We start from the raw sequence: 18,819 nt of genomic DNA, 5'->3' as shown, positions 1-18,819 counted from the left end.
GCCACTATTTAATTGATTGATATTTATGAGAAAATAAACATTTAAAACTATTAAAGTGAAAAGGTTCACCGAATTGGTGCAAAAATATGACGGCTATTTTGCTCAAAGCAAGATAATCGGGAAATAAAAAAGGGCACATACATAAAAATGATGTGCCCTTTAAAATTATATTTTTTATTTAAGGTTATTATTCTACTTCAATAGGATCTTGTTCTTGTAAAGACTCTCTGACTTGCTGTAATTGATACATATTATAGTATCGGCCTTTTTGTGAGAGTAACTTAGTATGACCGCCCTGCTCGACAATTGCACCACGATGAAGCACCACAATTTCATTGGCTTCAATAATAGTGGAAAGTCGGTGAGCAATAACAATCAGTGTCGTTTTTTCTCTAACCACTTTTAACGCTTTTTGTATGGCTTGTTCTGTTCCTGAGTCAATATTTGCTGTTGCCTCATCCAGAATAAGAATACGAGGAGGTATTAATAGTACACGAGCCAATGCAAGTAACTGCTTTTGTCCAGCAGATAAGCGACTACCTTGCTCACCAAGTTCTGTTTGTAGCCCTTCAGGTAAGGCTTTAGCCCACTGATCAAGTTGTACTGTCTCTAGTACCTGCCATAAATGTAACTCATCACATTCACGCCCTAATGTAATATTGTCATGCAGTGAGCCAGATAATAAAACAGGATCTTGCTGCACCATCGCAATACCACTGCGTAATGCGGCGTGAGAGTACGCTTCTAACGGTTGATTATCTAAAAAGATACTCCCTTTTTGCCAAGGGTAATTTCCCATTAATAAACTAGCTAAAGTACTCTTGCCACTTCCTGTGTGCCCAACGAATGCGACAAAATGACGAGCAGGAATAGTTAAATTGATATCTTTTAATACCCATTGCTCATCACGATACGCAAACCAAAGAGAGTTAACGTCAATATTACCTTGGGTGATGGTGTGTGATGATGAACCGTAGCGCTGCAAAGGAGCATCCATTAGTTCAAAAACACGCTCACCAGAGACAACCGCCTGTTGTAAAATCGACTGCTGAGATGTCAGGGTGATCAAAGGTTCATTTAATCGACCTAAATAACTAATAAATGCATAAATAACCCCAACACCAATAACAGCACTGCCTTGATACCCAAACAGCATTAATAAACCACACAGAACCAACGCAGAGAGCATACTTAGTAAAGGACGTAATAACAGGCCATCAAGTTTTAACGCTTTCATACGTGCTTGGTAATGTTGCCAGCTGTCATCTGACATTCTTTCACCAAATCGAGCTTGTTGCCTAAATTGCTGAATAACTGACATGCCATTGATGACTTCATGGAAACCATCATTTATATTGGCAAGAAAATGACGTACATTGCGAACTATCGGCGTACTCAGTCGCTGATAAAGCATCATTACACCAATAACTGCTGGGAAGATTGTCATCGCGATTAATGCCATTTGCCATTCTAATAAGAACATGGCGATCAGCATTACAACCACTAAAGCAATTGCTCGGAATAATGTTGGTAACACGTTCACAAACAAATCTTTAATCGTCTCAGTGTCATTTGTTACACGAGAAATTAATTGCCCTACAGGCTGATTATCAAAAGCACTTAATGGCTGTTTTAGTGCCGCACTCATTACATCAGTGCGTAATTGTTGTACAACCCCAACTGCCGCATGATTAAACACAATAGCTTGATAATAGTGAAGTGTGGCAGCGATCACCTGTAAAAGGATGAAAGCTAACGCCAGGCCTAATGATGACATTAACTCCACATTATTTGTGGCAACTTTTGCATCAATAAAATAACCAACAATTAATGGGCCCCCCACTTCTGCAATGGCAGCTACCCACAACATAATGACACCCCATGCCATAGGCTTGCGATAGTTTTTACCATAAGTCAAAAGACGCTTTAATGCAGGTAATAGCGCTTTAACGGATTTATTTTTATTCATCGTCATCCAGCGCGGCCTCTAATTGCTGATAATGGTACATATCTTGATACCAACCCGGTATTGAAATTAATTGCTGATGTGTACCTTGCTCTATAATCTCACCCTGTTTTAGAACTAAAATATTAGTAGCACCAACTAATGCAGATAAGCGATGAGCGCTAATAATTAACGTTCTGTCTTTTCGCCATTGCGACAAGTTTTGCAAAATTTGATATTCAGTCTGTCCATCAACAGCGGATAGAGCGTCATCTAATAATAAAATTTCAGCATCCAATAATAGTGCTCGAGCAATAGAAATACGCTGTTTTTGTCCACCAGATAACATCACGCCCTTTTCACCGACTTGTGTTTGATATCCTTCCGGTAAGCGTAAAATATCCTCATGAATATTTGCCAGTTTCGCAACAGACTCTATTTCTTCTTTTGTCGCATCAGGATGCCCTAAGGCAATATTTCCCGCGATGGTATCTGAAAATAGGAAAGGTGTTTGATTAACAACGGCCAATCGTGCTCGCCATTCATCAAGTTTCAATTGATAAATAGGTATAGATTGAAAACAAATCTCACCTTCAGTCACATCATAAAGTCGTTGAATAACAGCAAGTAATGTACTTTTTCCACTTCCAGTCATTCCACAAACACCCAACATTTCACCGGGTGATAATGTGAAATGAACATTTTTCAGTGTTTCTGTTGTTTGTTCGGGATATTGGAAACGTTTGATATCAACAGATAACACACCTCGACCTTGCTTTGGTGATAATTCACCATCAACCATATCGAGTTTTTCATCCAATAAACTATTAATCCGGCTATAAGCAGCACTACCACGCTCAACAATATTGAACATCCATGCTAATGCCAGCATTGGCCAGATCATTTGACCTAAATACATTACAAAGCTGGTTAGTTCACCCAATGTCATTTTGCCATTAATAACAAAATAGCTACCTCCGGCCACAGCGAGTAAATTAGCAAAACCAATAGCCATGAAAATAGTAGGATCAAATAGCGCATCAATTCGTGCAACACGCATATTTTGACGTCCAGTTTCTTTTGCAACATCATCAAAACGAGAGGCATGCTGTTGCTCTAGCCCGAATGATTTGATCATGCGAATACTACTCAGGCTTTCTTGTGCTTGATTATTGAGTGAAGAGAAAAATGCCTGTGCGGTTTTAAAGCGGCTGTGTAGTTTATCGCCATATCGCTTAATTAAAATTGCCATGATTGGCATAGGTAATAATGAAATTAGTGTTAGTTCCCAACTTAACTGAATACTCATCATGACAAGCACAGCAAGCCCCATAACCATAGAATCCACTAAGGTCAATACACCTTCGCCCGCTGCAAAAACGACTTTATCAACATCATTGGTGGTACGTGCGATTAAATCACCTGTACGATAGCGGTGATAAAATGAAGAGGATTGCTGGTTAAGTTGTTGGTAAATTTGCATCCGCAGTTTCACTGCGAGTTGATAAGATGCACCAAATAACCAAAGACGCCAAAAATAACGTAAAAGGTAAACTGCGAGGGCAATTAATACCATCACACCAATCCAATTCATCACTTGGCTAAATGTCAGACTATGGTTATCGACACCATCCACAATGATCCCAACAATCTTCGGGGGGATCACCTGTAATACTGCGATAACCATCAATAAGAAAATGGCACCTACATAACGACGCCATTCACTGAGGAAATACCAACTGAGCTGTGAAAATAGAGCCACGCCTTAAATCCTAAGGTTATACAAAAAAATAAAAGTGCCAGTTGGTAAAGATGAATCTTATTCAGGTATCGGCATTGCCGTTGTGTATTTAATTTTTTCCATTGCGAAGTTAGAAGTCACATCAATAAGACCCGGTACGCCATTAACCATACGCTTATAAAATAGGTCGTAACTTTTCATGTCTACTACTTCAACATGCATTAGATAATCACACTCACCCGCCATTCGATAGAATGTCAGTACTTCTGGCATTTGCTTAACAAATGAAACAAACTGTTCGTACCATTCGCTATTATGTTGCTGTGTTCTAATCATAACAATAACTGTTAAACCTAGCCCGATTTTTTCACTATCAAGCAGGGCAACACGCTTACGAATATACCCTTCATCCTCTAGTCTTTTCAATCGTTTCCAGCAAGGTGTTGAGGTTAGGTTAACAGCCTCAGCCAAAGTATTCAGTGAGAGGCTTGAATCTTCCTGTAACAGCGCTAATAGTTTACGGTCAATCTTATCTAACATAGATACTCCTTCAAAATATGCCCCTACAAAAAATAATGATAACCTGCCCCTTACTATAAGAGTAATCATCTAATGATAAATCGGTAATAAATTGCCATAATATATGTACTTTTATGCGTACTAATCCTTATAGAAATTCAATATTCAGGAGTATTCTGATGAAAAAAACGGTCGTTGTCTTTAGTGGTGGACAAGATTCGACAACCTGCCTTATTCAAGCATTAGAAAAGTACGATGAAGTACATTGCATTACGTTTAATTATGGTCAACGCCATAAAGAAGAAATTGAGGTAGCACAAAAAGTTAGTCAATTACTGGGAGCAACTGCGCATAAAGTTTTAGATGTAAGTTTACTCAATGAACTCGCTATCAGTAGCCTAACTCGCGACAATATTCCTGTTCCTGATTTCAAAGAAAGTGAAGAAAGTGATATTCCAAGTACCTTCGTACCGGGTAGAAATATCCTTTTCCTTACTTTAGCGGCAATTTACGCTTATCAAATTGGTGCAGAGAGTGTCATCACCGGTGTTTGTGAGACTGATTTCTCTGGTTACCCTGATTGTCGTGATGAATTTGTAAAAGCACTGAATCATGCTGTCAGCTTAGGTATTGCACGTGATATTAAATTTATCACACCATTAATGTGGTTAGATAAAGCTGAAACTTGGGCCCTTGCTGATTACTATAAGAAGTTAGATTTCGTTCGTCATGAAACTTTAACTTGCTATAACGGTATTCAAGGTGATGGCTGTGGTGAATGTGCAGCCTGCCATTTAAGACAACGCGGATTAAGCACTTACTTAGCCGATAAAACATCAATTATGCAGGCAATGAAACAGAAAGTGGGCCTTAAATAATCATCATAATTACTTTGCTTATTATCATGACTCCCCGCCGTTCTATTTGCTTATGCAGTGATAATTCATCAAACATTATCACTGCATTAAATCATATTTGATTAGGCTAATAACATTGACTGAGAGATCTCTAATACTCTCTTTGTGTATTAGGATGATTGACGTACATACTCAAGCTTCTCTCTTAACTGATCTGTTAATGTCAGGGCTTTTTTAGTGTTAATATCTACAAGAACAAATGTGATTAATGCATCAGAGATAAGTGCGCCGTCTTTTTTTCTCACGATCTTCTGAGAAAGTACGCCACTTTTAATCCCCACTTCAGCAACATCACAATCAATCAGTAACTCATCACCTAAACTTGCAGGTAAGCGATAATTAATATTGATATTAGCAACCACTAACGCCAAGCCATTGCGCTTAAACCAATCAAAATCTAAATGTTGCTCAATCCAATCCCACCGGGCTTGCTCTAAAAACTCAAGATAACGTGCATTATTCACATGTTCAAAAACATCTAAATGGAAGCCATAAACTTTAATTAATGTACTCATATCAATTTATTACCTCTTGATTATTCTAATAAACTTTTTATAAAGTTTTTTTGCGATACCATAAATATAGCCAAGAAAATAAGTTTAGTAATTTCTGATATAGATTTATTTCGTTCTCTTTCAGAACAAAAAAACGCTAAGAAAATGTGTTTCTCTTATCAAAAAAATCAAAGAGAAACACGGGGATTTTCAATTAATATTCACGTTTCTGTTGTCACTTATACTCAACATCGTATAAGAATGAACACCTTAATTAATAACGATAAAATCACGATTTTGATCAACCAACTTCATACCAATTCCAAAAACTTTTTCAAGTTCATCAACAGTGGTAAAACGCCCTAGCTGCTCGCGATAATCAATAATGGCTTGCGCTTTCGCTTTTCCTATTCCTTTTAATCCCATTAGCTCATCTACTGTTGCCGTATTTAAATTAACTTTACCTTCTGTGTTGGCTTTATTTTCTTTAGCATCACGATCAACTGAGGTGTGAGTTTCGATTGAAACCGTTGGTGTTGAAGCCGGGGCTTCCTCTGCATAAGAGAGAGGAGAAAGACCTAATCCCAAAGCAAGGCAAATAGAGGCCATAAAACCTGACAACATTTTTTTATCCATCTTCATAATCATAATTTCCTTTTACTCAATAATTTCAAATTCGATGACATACAGAGATTTCTGAATGCAGAAGAAGAATGCCAATATATTGATCAATCAGCAATTACATAAAAATAAAACCACGAGAAATCACGAAAAATAAAAATGAACAAAAAAAGTATTACAAAAAATTATCGGGCTTGCTCTCAAACATGAGTTTTTTGAGAGGCGGAGTTATTATTTAAATTCTCAAGGATAGCTACCATAAAAAAACCCAGCTTTATGCTGGGTTTTCAATGTAATAATTCAAAATTGATTATTGATAATCTTTATCAAAAATTTCAATTTTAGCGTTATCTTTTAGATCACGTAACATGAGTTGTAACGCTTCTTCGCCCATCTGAGCACGATAGAGATTAGTCATAAACTCTAGTTGTTCAGATGTTGGTTTGCCATCTGTTACGCTGTCTAATTGAATGAGGACGACTTTGGTACCAGGCACATTAGTCATACCATACTCTTTTTTACCTTCAGCAGGTTTTGGCATAGAGAAAATAGCAGTTTGTACTACATCTGTTGCAGATGAGTGAACAATGCTTTCTTCACTACCAAACGAAATATTAGCAGCTTTCAGTGCTTCTTCGCCTTTGCCTTCTTTCAATGCAGCTAAAAGTTTTTGAGCCTGTGCATTCATTGCTTGTGATGCTTTTTGCTGTTTAACCAGCATAACAACTTGATCACGTACTTTATCTAATGGTTGGCTTGCTGAAGGCTTATAACCTTCTACACGCACGATAAATGCGCTGTCATTACCTAACGTCACCATATCTGAATTCATGCCTGTTGGGCCATTTTCATCCACTAATGAACCACCAAAAATTAACTGGGTGAGTTTTTCATTATTTAATGGTGCAGGAACTGTGTTTTCATCAAACCAATCAGTATTAACAACAGTTACATTGCCCGCTTTAGCGGCAGGCGCTAATGTGTCGTTATCGTTAGACGCAGCTTGGCTCACTTTTTGTTGTAATGCGAAGAAATCATCAATTGCTTTATTTTCACGCATTTTTGCCAGTAAATCTGTTTTCACTTCATCAAATGGTTTTACAACAGATTGTTTAACATCATCAAGGCGGAAAATTGCGTAACCATTGCTGATTTTAACAGGCTCAGAAATTTGGCCCTTTTCTGTCAAACTTGCATTAGCCAGCTCGGGTAATTCTTGTCCGATAGTTATCCAACCTAAAGAACCATTTTGTTTTTTAGAGAAACTATCAATAGATTTTTCTTTCACTAACGAAACAAAATCAGCGCCTTTTTTCAGCTCTTCTTCTGCCGCTTTAGCTGCCGCTTCGTCTGCTAATACTAAGATGCTGTATTGTTTTTGTCCTGCGGCTGTGAATTCATCAATATTACTATCATAGTAAGCCTTCGCTTCTTCATCAGTAATGTTGATGTTATTAAAATCTTTTTGAGCATTTAATTGGATATAACTAATTTTAAATTGCTCTGGCGCGATGAACATTTGGTTATTTTGCTCATAGAACGCTTTCACTTCTTCATCAGATGCCGTTTCTTTTTCAAGGAATGGCTGAATATCTAATGATGCTAAACGTACATTACGGCTTTGTAGCATTAAGCCTGCAAATTCTTTAACTTCGCTATCTAAGGCAAAATCTGTACCTTGAATAGAAAATTTTAATTGCTGATTGATAAGGTTTTGACGAATACCTTCTGCAAAGGCGTCAGCATCAATATTATTGCCTCTCAATAAATCGACATATTTTTTATTGTCAAATTTGCCGTCAGTTTGAAAGTAAGGAAGTGCAAAAATAGCATCTCTAATTTGCTGATCACCGGCTGAAATACCCAGATTTTGTGCAAATTGATCAAGTAATGCTTGGTTGATCAGCATATCAAGCGCTTGTTGGCGAATAAGTTTCTGACCGTCTTCCGATGAAGCAAGAGCAGCAAAATTTTCACCCATATCTTGTTGTAATTGAGCACGACGTTGCTGATAAGTTTGCTCTAATTGAGAACGGCTAATTTTATATCCGTTAACTTCAGCAGCATCATTAACGCCTGAACTAAAGAGATATCCGCCCACACCAGTTAGGACGAAGGAAAGGATGATCACAGCTAATAATATCTTTATAAATGGATTATTAGCAGTGGAACGAATGTTGTCCATCATAACGAGACGAGGCTCCGTTTGGTGAAATAAAAATTATTTTTATGGGTGTTACACGACTATTTTGAGCACAGCGAAAAGATAATATGCCCATGCTGGCTTAATATCAAAATGTCGCGACACGCGACAATCATTAAAAACAGCCATTCCCGTATTAATGCGCAGTCTTAACACGCACTTTCTATAACTAAGAAAAAACTAAACAGCATTATTTGATTCATTGATTACGATAACCATTTAACTCATCACTGAATCATTCATTGTTGTCTATTTCAGTTATAGAACAACGCGTCATTCTATCAAATGACTACTTCAGTTTCACGTCTTATCGCCAGAGAATACAAGGTTTAATCGTGATTTATAACCTAAAAAAAGAAAAGCGCATCTCAAAAAGATGCGCTTCATTTTTTAATTGAGTCGTTTTCTGTTTATCCATAACGTTAAACTAATAACAAATTGGCAGAAAATAAGTTCAACTATTATTGATTAACTGCGTCTTTTAAGCCTTTACCTGCACGGAATGCAGGAACTTTTGCAGCTTCAATTTGGATTTCTTTACCTGTTTGTGGGTTACGGCCTGTACGAGCTGCACGATCACGTACAGTGAAAGTACCGAAACCTACTAATGCTACATCATCACCTTTTTGTAAAGATTCAGTGATAGAAGCAACCAGAGCATCTACAACACGACCTGCTGCCGCTTTTGAGATATCTGCATTTGCAGCAATTTTGTCGATCAGTTGAGTTTTATTCACGCTTTCATCCCCATAATTTTATGCGTTATTCTTCACCATTAATGGCAAATTTTGCAAACGTCGTTATATCAAGCCTTTTTAGATATAGCAAGACCGATAAAACAGCATTTTTAATTAAAATCCCAATTAAATTAGCGACACAAAAAAAGGCTGGCAAGCTTTTATTACTTATCCAGCCTTTTTTTTAGCTATAATTTATGACTAACATCACTCTTTAGTGTGATTTATCAGTCACAACTTCCATGCCAAACGGTGAGTTTTGCAGGGCTAGCGATAAAACTTCCTCAATTGTTTTCACCGGGTGAATATCCAGATCAGCAACAATATTTTCAGGAATTTCTTCTAAATCACGTTTATTTTCATCTGGGATAAGAACTGTCTTAATTCCACCACGATGTGCGGCAAGTAACTTTTCTTTCAGTCCGCCAATTGGCAGTACTTGCCCACGTAACGTAATTTCACCCGTCATTGCAACATCCGAACGTACAGGGTTACCTGTTAGGCTTGATACCAGCGCAGTACACATTGCGATACCTGCACTTGGACCATCTTTTGGTGTTGCACCTTCAGGAACGTGTACGTGCATATCACGTTTTTCATAGAAATCGCCATTAATACCAAGTTTATCAGCACGAGCGCGAACCACTGTCATTGCCGCTTGAATAGACTCTTGCATCACTTCACCTAAAGAGCCAGTGAATGTTAGCTTGCCTTTACCCGGTACACTTGCTGTTTCAATGGTCAGTAGATCACCACCAACTTCTGTCCATGCAAGTCCTGTTACCATACCCACTCGGTTTTCAGTATCAGCACGACCATAGTCAACTTTACGAACACCTAAGTAGTCTTTGAGATTATCTTCGTTAATCTCAATATGTTTGATTGTGCTATCCATTAACAGTTGTTTTACTGCTTTACGGCATAATTTAGAAATTTCACGTTCTAAACTACGTACACCAGCTTCACGTGTGTAATAACGAATAATGCCCATAATTGCGCTGTCATGGATTGTCAGCTCACTTGGTTTTAACGCATTACGTTCAATCTGTTTTGGTAACAAATGTTGCTTAGCAATATTCAGTTTTTCATCTTCGGTATAACCAGATAAACGAATAACTTCCATACGATCTAACAACGGTGCGGGTATATTCATGGAGTTAGATGTTGCCACGAACATAACATCGGACAGATCGTAATCAACTTCCAGATAGTGGTCGTTAAATGCGATATTTTGTTCTGGATCTAACACCTCTAACAGTGCAGAAGCCGGATCACCTCGCATATCTGATGACATCTTATCAATTTCATCTAACAGGAAAAGTGGGTTTTTGACGCCAACTTTCGCCATTTTCTGAATTAATTTGCCCGGCATAGAACCGATATAAGTACGACGGTGACCGCGGATTTCAGCTTCATCACGTACACCACCTAACGCCATACGAACATATTTACGTCCTGTTGCTTTAGCAATAGATTGCCCCAGTGAGGTTTTACCTACACCTGGAGGTCCTACCAAGCACAGGATTGGCCCTTTAATTTTGCTAACACGAGATTGTACCGCGAGATATTCAAGGATACGCTCTTTAACGCGCTCTAAGCCATAATGGTCAGTATCAAGAACTTCTTGTGCTTTCACTAAGTCTTTTTTAACTTTGCTACGGCTATTCCAAGGAACTTGAACCATCCAATCAATATAACTACGTACAACCGTGGCTTCTGCTGACATTGGCGACATCATTTTTAATTTCTGAAGTTCCGCTTCTGTCTTCTCTTTTGCCTCTTTTGGCATTTTTGCAGCGTCGATTTTACGTTTCAGCGATTCCATTTCATCAGGTGCATCATCCATCTCACCTAATTCTTTTTGAATCGCTTTCATTTGTTCGTTGAGATAATACTCACGCTGACTCTTTTCCATCTGCTTTTTAACGCGGTTACGAATGCGTTTTTCAACTTGTAGCAGATCGATTTCTGATTCCATCATCGCCATTAAATACTCAAGGCGTTCTGTAACGTCAGACATTTCAAGTACAGCTTGCTTATCTTTTAATTTCAGCGGCATATGAGAAGCAATGGTGTCTGCTAATTTCGCTGATTCTTCGATAGCATGTAATGAGGTTAATACCTCTGGCGGAATTTTTTTATTCAGTTTGATATAACCTTCAAACTGATTAATCGTTGTACGATTTAAGACTTCCTGTTCGCGCTCATCAACTGCTGGCGTTTCAAGGTATTCTGCTTTCGCCTGAAAGTATTCACCATTATCAGATAACGTCGTAATTTTGGCACGACGAATACCTTCAACAAGTACTTTCACTGTTCCATCAGGCAGTTTTAGCATCTGTAAAACAGAAGCAACTGTACCAACAGAAAAAAGATCATTAACACCTGGTTCGTCAGTAGATGCATCTTTCTGCGCAACCAGCATAATTTGTTTGTTGTCGTTCATCGCAGCTTCTAAGCAATGAATGGATTTTTCACGACCAACGAACAACGGGATCACCATATGCGGATATACAACGACATCACGTAATGGCAATACAGGTATTTCAATACGTTCTGGACGCTCAGGATTCATAGAGCTCTCTCTTCGTTTTTAGCTTAACGCTTTTACAGGTAATTTTATTCGCATGTTACCAAATAAAATTAATTCCACGGATTGTCAAAATATATAAGGGCACTTTTCTGACATTCAATAGCATTACCCATTAAAAAAACAAAATGAGGGAAAATTCCCTCATTTTTATTGCGTTGGCGCGCTTTATCTTAAATTTCTCTCTTATTTTGAGAGAAAACTAGATAATGTCAGACAAGAGACATTGCCAAATTACGATGCATTATTCACCTGAGGCCTGATTTTCTGGCTGGCTATAAATAACCAGTGGCTCAGATTTTCCATTAATAACGCCTTCATCAATGACCACTTTTTCTGCATTTTCAAATGAAGGAAGGTCATACATCGTATCAAGTAATGCTGCTTCAACAATTGAACGTAAACCACGAGCACCTGTTTTACGTACCATAGCTTTTTTCGCAATTGCAGTCAGCGCTTCCTTACGGAATTCTAAATCCACACCTTCTAATTTAAATAATGCCTGATATTGCTTAGTCAGTGCATTTTTAGGTTCTTGTAAGATTTGGATTAATGCTTCTTCGTTTAACTCGCCTAGCGTTGCAACAACAGGTAAACGACCAATAAATTCAGGGATAAGACCAAATTTAATCAGATCTTCTGGCTCAACTTGGGCTAATAATTCACCTTCGCTAGCTTTCTCATTTTGGCTTTTAACTTCTGCGCCAAAACCAATACCTGAATGTGTATTTAAACGCTGTGCAACAACTTTATCGAGCCCTGCAAATGCACCACCACAGATAAAGAGGATCTTAGAAGTATCTACTTGTAAAAACTCTTGTTGTGGGTGCTTACGTCCACCTTGAGGAGGAACAGAAGCCACTGTGCCTTCAACTAATTTCAATAATGCTTGCTGTACACCTTCACCAGACACATCACGAGTGATTGATGGGTTTTCAGATTTACGAGTGATCTTGTCAATTTCATCAATATAAACAATACCACGTTGTGCTTTTTGCACATCGTAATCGCATTTTTGTAGCAGTTTTTGAATGATGTTTTCAACATCTTCACCCACATAACCCGCTTCTGTCAGCGTTGTGGCATCTGCCATAGTAAAAGGAACATCAAGGTAGCGTGCTAATGTCTCTGCTAATAACGTTTTACCGCTACCAGTAGGGCCAATCAGCAAAATATTACTTTTCCCTAGCTCAACACCATTGGCCTTATCGCCATTACGCAGACGCTTATAGTGGTTATAAACGGCAACAGCCAAAACTTTTTTAGCCAATTCCTGACCGATAACATAGTCATCAAGGTGCTTACGGATTTCATGTGGCGTTGGCAATTCACTGCGTTCATGATGAGGTGCCAGTTCTTTTATTTCCTCACGAATGATATCAACACAAAGATCAACACATTCATCACAGATATAAACCGACGGACCAGCGATCAATTTTTTTACTTCATGCTGGCTTTTACCGCAGAAAGAGCAATACAGAAGCTTCCCGGAGCTATCTTTGCGCTTATCTGTCATCAGTCAACCTCACTTAGTTATTCCTCTTATCGTTTATAAGAAGAAGAAAGTCTTTTTACATAAATATTGATGGCCACTTCCTTTGCATTATTGATCAACAAAGGAAACGTATTAATTCAGTTGCTATTACAACGTGTAATGATTAGCTACGTTGAGTATAGACTTTATCCACTAATCCGTATTCTAACGCTTCGTTAGCGGATAAGAAACGATCACGCTCAGTGTCTCTTTCTATTTCTTCAATAGATTTACCTGTATGTTGAGCCATTAGCTCATTCATACGGGATTTTACTTTCAAAATTTCTTGAGCATGAATTTGAATATCTGTTGCTTGACCTTGGTAACCACCTAACGGTTGGTGGATCATCACACGAGAGTTAGGTAAGCAAATACGTTTACCTTTCGCACCAGCAGATAGTAAGAAAGCGCCCATTGAACACGCTTGACCCATACAAATTGTACTAACATCTGCTTTGATATACTGCATGGTGTCATAGATAGACATACCCGCAGTAATTACACCACCTGGTGAGTTGATATACAGGTTGATGTCTTTCTCTGGGTTTTCTGCTTCTAAAAATAGCATTTGAGCAACGATAAGATTAGCCATGTGATCTTCAACTTGGCCAGTCAGGAAAATAATACGTTCTTTTAATAAACGTGAGTAAATGTCGTAAGAACGCTCTCCTCGCGAAGTTTGCTCTATAACCATCGGCACCAGAGCCATATTAGGTGCGAATTGTTCCTGTGTGTCGTTAAATGACATGTCTGTCTCCTATTGCATTCTTATTGGTGCCAATGACAACAATTTTACTTGAGATAATTGATCATGACCATTTCTAATGATCTAATCTCTCACAAGACATTCAAGGCGCCTCGCGAGGAGTGATAAAGAGAATATAGAATTATCTGGAGATAATCGCTCAAATTTCAAGGCAAAATTTGATAAATATATACAAACTGAAAAAAACCCGTGGTAAAAACCACGGGTTTTTGCTTAAAACCGATATTCGCGGTTAAGAATTAACCCATTTGAACTTCGTTCATCAGTTCAGTGAAGTTAGTTTCTTTTTCAGTTACTTTAGCATTTGCTAAGATTTTTTCTACCGCTTGCTCTTCTAACGCAAGATTACGGATGTTGTTCATCAGTTGTTCATTCTTGTTGTAGAACTCAACAACTTCTGATGGATCTTCGTAAGCTGAAGCCATTTCGTCGATCAGTGCATTAACACGATCGTCTTCTGCTTTCAGTTCATTACTATTGATCACTTCACCTAACAGTAATCCAACGATTACACGACGTTTAGCTTGTTCTTCGAACAATTCACGTGGTAATTGCAGAGCTTGTTTCTCGTCGCCACCAAAACGTTGAGCAGCTTGACGTTGCAGAACTTCGATTTCGCTGTCAACAGCGGCTGCTGGTACGTCAACTTCGTTTGCTTTAACTAAGCCATCAATAACTTGTGATTTAACACGAGTACGGATTGCATTTTTCAGTTCACGCTCCATGTTTTTACGTACTTCAGCACGTAAACCATCAACAGAACCATCAGCAATACCAAAACGCTTGATGAACTCTTCAGTTAATTCTGGCAGTTCACGCTCTTCAACTTTTTTCAGGTTGATAGCGAATTGTGCTTTTTTACCTTTCAGGTTCTCAGCGTGGTAATCTTCTGGGAAAGTCACATCAATTGTGAATTCTTCTCCAGCTTTATGACCAATAACGCCTTCTTCGAAACCTGGGATCATACGACCTTGACCCATTGCCAGTACGAAATCTTCAGCTTTTCCGCCTTCAAATTCTTCACCGTCAATAGAACCGTTGAAATCAACAGTTACGCGATCTTCTGCTGCAACTTCGCCGTCTTTGTCTTTCCACTCTGCTTGTTGCTTACGCAGTGTTTCTAACATGTTATCAACGTCTTCGTCTTTAACAGTAACAACAGGTTTTACAACTTCAATGCTTTCCAGATCTTTCAGTTCGATTTCTGGGAAAACTTCGAATTCTACAGAGTAAACAAAGTCTTCACCTTCTTTGTATTGCTCTGGTTTGTAGTCAGGTGCGCCAACTGGGTTTACTTTGTTTTCGATAATAGCGTTAATGAAATTACGCTGCATCAGGTCACCCAGAACATCATTCAGTACTGACATACCATAACGCTGTTTAACCATTGACATTGGAACGTGACCTTTACGGAAACCATCAATGCGAACAGTTTTAGCAGCTTTTTTCAGTTCACTGTCTACAGCAGTTTGGATATCAGCGGCTGGTACGGTGATTGTGACACGACGCCCTAGGCCTTGAGTCGTTTCAACAGAAACTTGCATCTTGTTACCTCAAAATAAGTTTTAGTGCTCGGTCTACTTTAAAGGAAACTAACATGATATTGACATGTTTAGGTTTATTTTCCTTTCAGAACCGGGGCCGCCACATTTAAAAAAACGAGGATCCCTGATATCAGAAGCATCCCGAAACCTTACTGAAAATTAGACGCGACATTATAACGATCTAGAGGGGTTGAGTCGAGAAAGAGCCGTTTTATTCCTCAATTTTTTCATAAAATCGAGCAACTCGCCCCTTTTTTCCTCTATAAAGAACAAAAAATACGCATCTTAGGATCTATTTACTCACGATTAACGATAAGGTTGTTAATCTTCTTGGCTTCCGCCACGACACCCAGGAGAGCGTAATGCTTTATCCTGTTGTTCATTCCATTCGCTCAAAGTAAATGTGTGTAATGCTAATGCATGAACACCATTTTCCATTTCATGAGCTAATGTTTGGTACACATCACGATGGCGCGAAACACTACGTTTTTCATTAAAATCATCACTAACGATAATGACTTTAAAGTGGCTTTCAGAGCCTTCGGGCACATTATGGCGATGGCTTTCGTTTATTACTTGTAAAAAATGCGGTGAAAAGCGTGAAATCAGCTTATTCTCAATATCATCACGGATCATCTCTGCCCCTAATACTCTAGCCTTTATACCATGGCGAATAAAAAATAAGTCAACCAGACTATATTGATTTAGTCTTTATCAATACGAAATGATGAGCTTATTCTTTTTAATTTTGCTGATGATAATCGCTTATTTTTCATCTTGAGTAAAACTATTGACCGAATATTGTCAAATACATGAGTAAAAACGAGAGTAATTTGAAATAAAATCAATTGATAAAATCAGATAATTTCGTTCGCTAAGGGGATATTAGCAACCTATCAGCAGTGGTATGATAGGCTAAAGTTTGAAGCCTATTCTACTTGTTAACACAACAGACATATTTAACCGAGATTACCTCATGATTAAAAATTTACTCTGTGCTGTTTTTGCATTAACTCTGCTTTCAGGTTGTGCAACTCCTAGTAACAAATTATCTATTGAGCCTGTGATGTCAGTTCCTGCCGCGGATCCAACAATGCGCCCTATTTCACTGAACATTTCAAGCCAAGACAAACGTGCATCAAAAAACTTAGCGGAAATCAACCGTAACGGTAAATTAGAAGCCCTTGTTCCAACTCGTGATATTGCATTTTTAATGCAAGAAGTTTTACAAAAACAAATGACAGCCCGTGGTTTTATGATAGGTTCCCCGGCTTCTGCTGATGTGATTATTGTTATCAATAAACTCAATGCAGATGTAGGTGAAGGAAGTGTTCGTCATAATATCAGTGCAAAAGCGGATATTTCAATTATCGTCACCTTACCGAATGGCAGTTCTAATACCAAAACATTCCGTACTAGCTACAATGTTCAAGGTCCATTTGGTGCAACTAATGAGAAAATTGCCGCTGCGATTAACAATGTCTTAAGTGAACTCGTTAACGATATGGCAAAAGACGCTTCAGTCAGTCAATTTATCAAATCTAACGCCCGTTAATTTTATTAGAATAAACGACCTGTTGTTTCAAACAGGTCGTTGAAAGGAATTTTTGCATGGTTCAGCCCGCCTTCAAACAAACCACTTGGTATAAATCATTTATTCTTCTATTACTTGGCTTTACTTCTGGATTACCTCTGGCGTTAACCGCGGGTACATTACAAGCATGGATGACAGTAGAAGATATCGATTTAAAAACCATTGGTTTTTTCTCATTGGTGGGACAAGCCTATGTTTTTAAATTCCTTTGGTCACCTTTTATGGATCGCTATACCCCTTCTTTTCTTGGCCGTCGCCGAGGATGGATGTTGCTCACTCAAATAGGGTTAGTGATTGGTATTGCAGGGATGGGATTTCTAAATCCTAATGAGCATTTATGGTGGCTTGCTTCTCTAGCAGTCATCGTTGCCTTTTGTTCTGCTTCACAAGACATTGTTTTTGATGCCTATAAAACAGATATATTAAAAGCAGATGAGCGTGGTACTGGTGCTGCCGTTTCTGTATTAGGCTATCGCATAGCAATGCTTGTTTCAGGAGGAATGGCGCTTTGGTTAGCTGATAAATATATTGGCTGGCAAAACATGTACTGGTTAATGGCTGCCTTAATGGGGATTGGTATTATCGCCACATTACTTGCTCAAGAGCCAGAAACCGCCGTAAAGCCACCACGTACACTCTATGAAGCTGTTATTGAGCCTTTATATGAATTCTTCTCTCGCAATAATGCTTGGCTAATTTTACTGCTTATTGTGCTGTATAAAATGGGTGATGCCTTTGCCCTAAGTTTAAGTACCACCTTTCTTATTCGCGGTGCTGGATTTGATGCCGGTGAAGTAGGATTAGTGAATAAAACACTTGGACTTGCAGCCACTATTGTTGGGGCATTACTAGGTGGCTTATTAATGCGCCGTTGGAGTTTATTTAAAGCGCTGATGATTTTTGGTATTTTGCAAGGTGGTTCAAATATTGGTTATTGGTATTTAGCTGTTTCTGAGCAAAGTATTTATAGCATGGGTGCGGTAGTTGCATTTGAAAATATTTGTGGGGGAATGGGAACAGCTGCGTTTGTTGCCCTCTTAATGACTCTTTGTCATCTTTCCTTTTCAGCAACACAATTTGCGTTACTCTCAGCTCTCTCTGCCATTGGTCGTGTTTATGTAGGCCCCGTTGCAGGCTGGTATGTTGAAAGCCACGGTTGGGAAGCATTTTATCTTTTTTCTATTATTGCTGCTGTACCTGGTCTTATCTTGTTGTTAATTTCGAAAAATACACTTATTTATACACAAAAAACAGGTGAATTCCTTAGAAGAACTTTATTTATTAAACAGTACCGTTTTGCTATTTATGGTTTGATGCTGACTGTTTTCTTCTTTATTTGTAGTTTAATTCTTGTTATTACAAATTCACTACCGACTTTAGAAATATTCCAATCTGTTGATTTTATTCAGTCAATAGATACTAATAGATTAAGTTCTTGGGCTTCAACACTCTTTTTATACGGTGTTATTATTGGTGCGATAAGCCTTGTCTTTGGCACAATCTTAGATTATTTAGCCCTTAAGAAAACAACATATTAATTTTATTACCCTCTTAAAATATGCGCCATAAAAAAGGACAGCTTAAGCTGTCCTTTTGCATTCTTGTAAAGAGAAT

15 protein-coding genes are annotated in these 18,819 nt (G+C 38.3%); 3 read left to right on the top strand and 12 right to left on the bottom strand.

The features are described from left to right. Positions 1–187: 187 nt before the first annotated feature. Genes NBG71_RS11720 through NBG71_RS11710 form a run of 3 tightly spaced genes read right to left on the bottom strand, consistent with a single transcriptional unit; the run spans position 188 to position 4,226 of the window. Positions 188–1,975, bottom strand: a complete 1,788-nt coding sequence (locus NBG71_RS11720; RefSeq protein WP_075671973.1) for a SmdB family multidrug efflux ABC transporter permease/ATP-binding protein — start codon at positions 1,973–1,975, stop codon at positions 188–190. Next, the gene (locus NBG71_RS11715; protein WP_164530327.1) at positions 1,962–3,707 is read right to left on the bottom strand and encodes a SmdA family multidrug ABC transporter permease/ATP-binding protein; all 1,746 of its coding nucleotides are present in this window, start codon (positions 3,705–3,707) and stop codon (positions 1,962–1,964) included. The genes NBG71_RS11720 and NBG71_RS11715 overlap by 14 nt, the downstream gene beginning before the upstream one ends. 57 nt (positions 3,708–3,764) lie before the next feature. Further along, complete coding sequence (locus NBG71_RS11710; protein ID WP_036911686.1) at positions 3,765–4,226, bottom strand: Lrp/AsnC family transcriptional regulator; 462 nt, start codon at positions 4,224–4,226, stop codon at positions 3,765–3,767. A gap of 158 nt (positions 4,227–4,384) precedes the next feature. On the opposite strand from NBG71_RS11710, the gene queC reads away from it, so the two are divergent. After that, the gene (gene queC / locus NBG71_RS11705) at positions 4,385–5,083 is read left to right on the top strand and encodes a 7-cyano-7-deazaguanine synthase QueC (RefSeq protein WP_075671977.1); all 699 of its coding nucleotides are present in this window, start codon (positions 4,385–4,387) and stop codon (positions 5,081–5,083) included. A gap of 149 nt (positions 5,084–5,232) precedes the next feature. Here the strand turns inward: queC and NBG71_RS11700 are convergent, their stop codons facing one another. The 9 genes from NBG71_RS11700 to bolA form a co-directional block, all read right to left on the bottom strand. Further along, on the bottom strand, positions 5,233–5,637 hold the full coding sequence (locus NBG71_RS11700; protein WP_023580858.1) for an acyl-CoA thioesterase: 405 nt from the start codon (positions 5,635–5,637) through the stop codon (positions 5,233–5,235). Positions 5,638–5,886: 249 nt separating this feature from the next. After that, positions 5,887–6,258 carry a ComEA family DNA-binding protein gene (locus NBG71_RS11695; protein ID WP_223672525.1) on the bottom strand — a complete coding sequence of 124 codons (372 nt, stop codon included), beginning with the start codon at positions 6,256–6,258 and terminating at the stop codon, positions 5,887–5,889. 289 nt (positions 6,259–6,547) lie between these two features. Further along, positions 6,548–8,425: a peptidylprolyl isomerase gene (ppiD, locus tag NBG71_RS11690; RefSeq protein ID WP_250916871.1), complete on the bottom strand. Its 1,878-nt coding sequence runs from the start codon at positions 8,423–8,425 to the stop codon at positions 6,548–6,550. A 476-nt stretch (positions 8,426–8,901) separates the two neighbouring features. Then, on the bottom strand, positions 8,902–9,177 hold the full coding sequence (hupB, locus tag NBG71_RS11685) for a nucleoid-associated protein HU-beta (RefSeq protein WP_036911695.1): 276 nt from the start codon (positions 9,175–9,177) through the stop codon (positions 8,902–8,904). Between the two features lie 214 nt (positions 9,178–9,391). Then, positions 9,392–11,752 carry an endopeptidase La gene (gene lon, locus NBG71_RS11680; RefSeq protein WP_075671981.1) on the bottom strand — a complete coding sequence of 787 codons (2,361 nt, stop codon included), beginning with the start codon at positions 11,750–11,752 and terminating at the stop codon, positions 9,392–9,394. A gap of 259 nt (positions 11,753–12,011) precedes the next feature. Next, complete coding sequence (clpX, locus tag NBG71_RS11675; RefSeq protein WP_075671983.1) at positions 12,012–13,283, bottom strand: ATP-dependent protease ATP-binding subunit ClpX; 1,272 nt, start codon at positions 13,281–13,283, stop codon at positions 12,012–12,014. A 142-nt stretch (positions 13,284–13,425) separates the two neighbouring features. Further along, positions 13,426–14,049, bottom strand: coding sequence for an ATP-dependent Clp endopeptidase proteolytic subunit ClpP (gene clpP, locus NBG71_RS11670; RefSeq protein ID WP_004245088.1), 624 nt, complete (start codon positions 14,047–14,049; stop codon positions 13,426–13,428). Positions 14,050–14,306: 257 nt separating this feature from the next. Continuing rightward, on the bottom strand, positions 14,307–15,611 hold the full coding sequence (tig, locus tag NBG71_RS11665) for a trigger factor (RefSeq protein WP_023580863.1): 1,305 nt from the start codon (positions 15,609–15,611) through the stop codon (positions 14,307–14,309). Positions 15,612–15,932: 321 nt separating this feature from the next. Continuing rightward, positions 15,933–16,247, bottom strand: coding sequence for a transcriptional regulator BolA (bolA, locus tag NBG71_RS11660; protein ID WP_075671985.1), 315 nt, complete (start codon positions 16,245–16,247; stop codon positions 15,933–15,935). Between the two features lie 340 nt (positions 16,248–16,587). Here bolA and NBG71_RS11655 point away from each other — a divergent pair, with 340 nt between their 5' ends. Both NBG71_RS11655 and ampG read left to right on the top strand, forming a co-directional pair. Next, positions 16,588–17,166: a YajG family lipoprotein gene (locus NBG71_RS11655; protein WP_156733047.1), complete on the top strand. Its 579-nt coding sequence runs from the start codon at positions 16,588–16,590 to the stop codon at positions 17,164–17,166. A 56-nt stretch (positions 17,167–17,222) separates the two neighbouring features. Further along, on the top strand, positions 17,223–18,743 hold the full coding sequence (gene ampG, locus NBG71_RS11650) for a muropeptide MFS transporter AmpG (protein ID WP_075671989.1): 1,521 nt from the start codon (positions 17,223–17,225) through the stop codon (positions 18,741–18,743). Positions 18,744–18,819 lie beyond the last annotated feature (76 nt).

The organism is Proteus sp. FZP2095 (assembly GCF_023701425.1).
Lineage (GTDB): Bacteria > Pseudomonadota > Gammaproteobacteria > Enterobacterales > Enterobacteriaceae > Proteus > Proteus cibarius.
The sequence above is the reverse complement of the archived record's forward strand: the minus strand, read 5'-3'. Positions and strand labels throughout refer to the sequence as shown.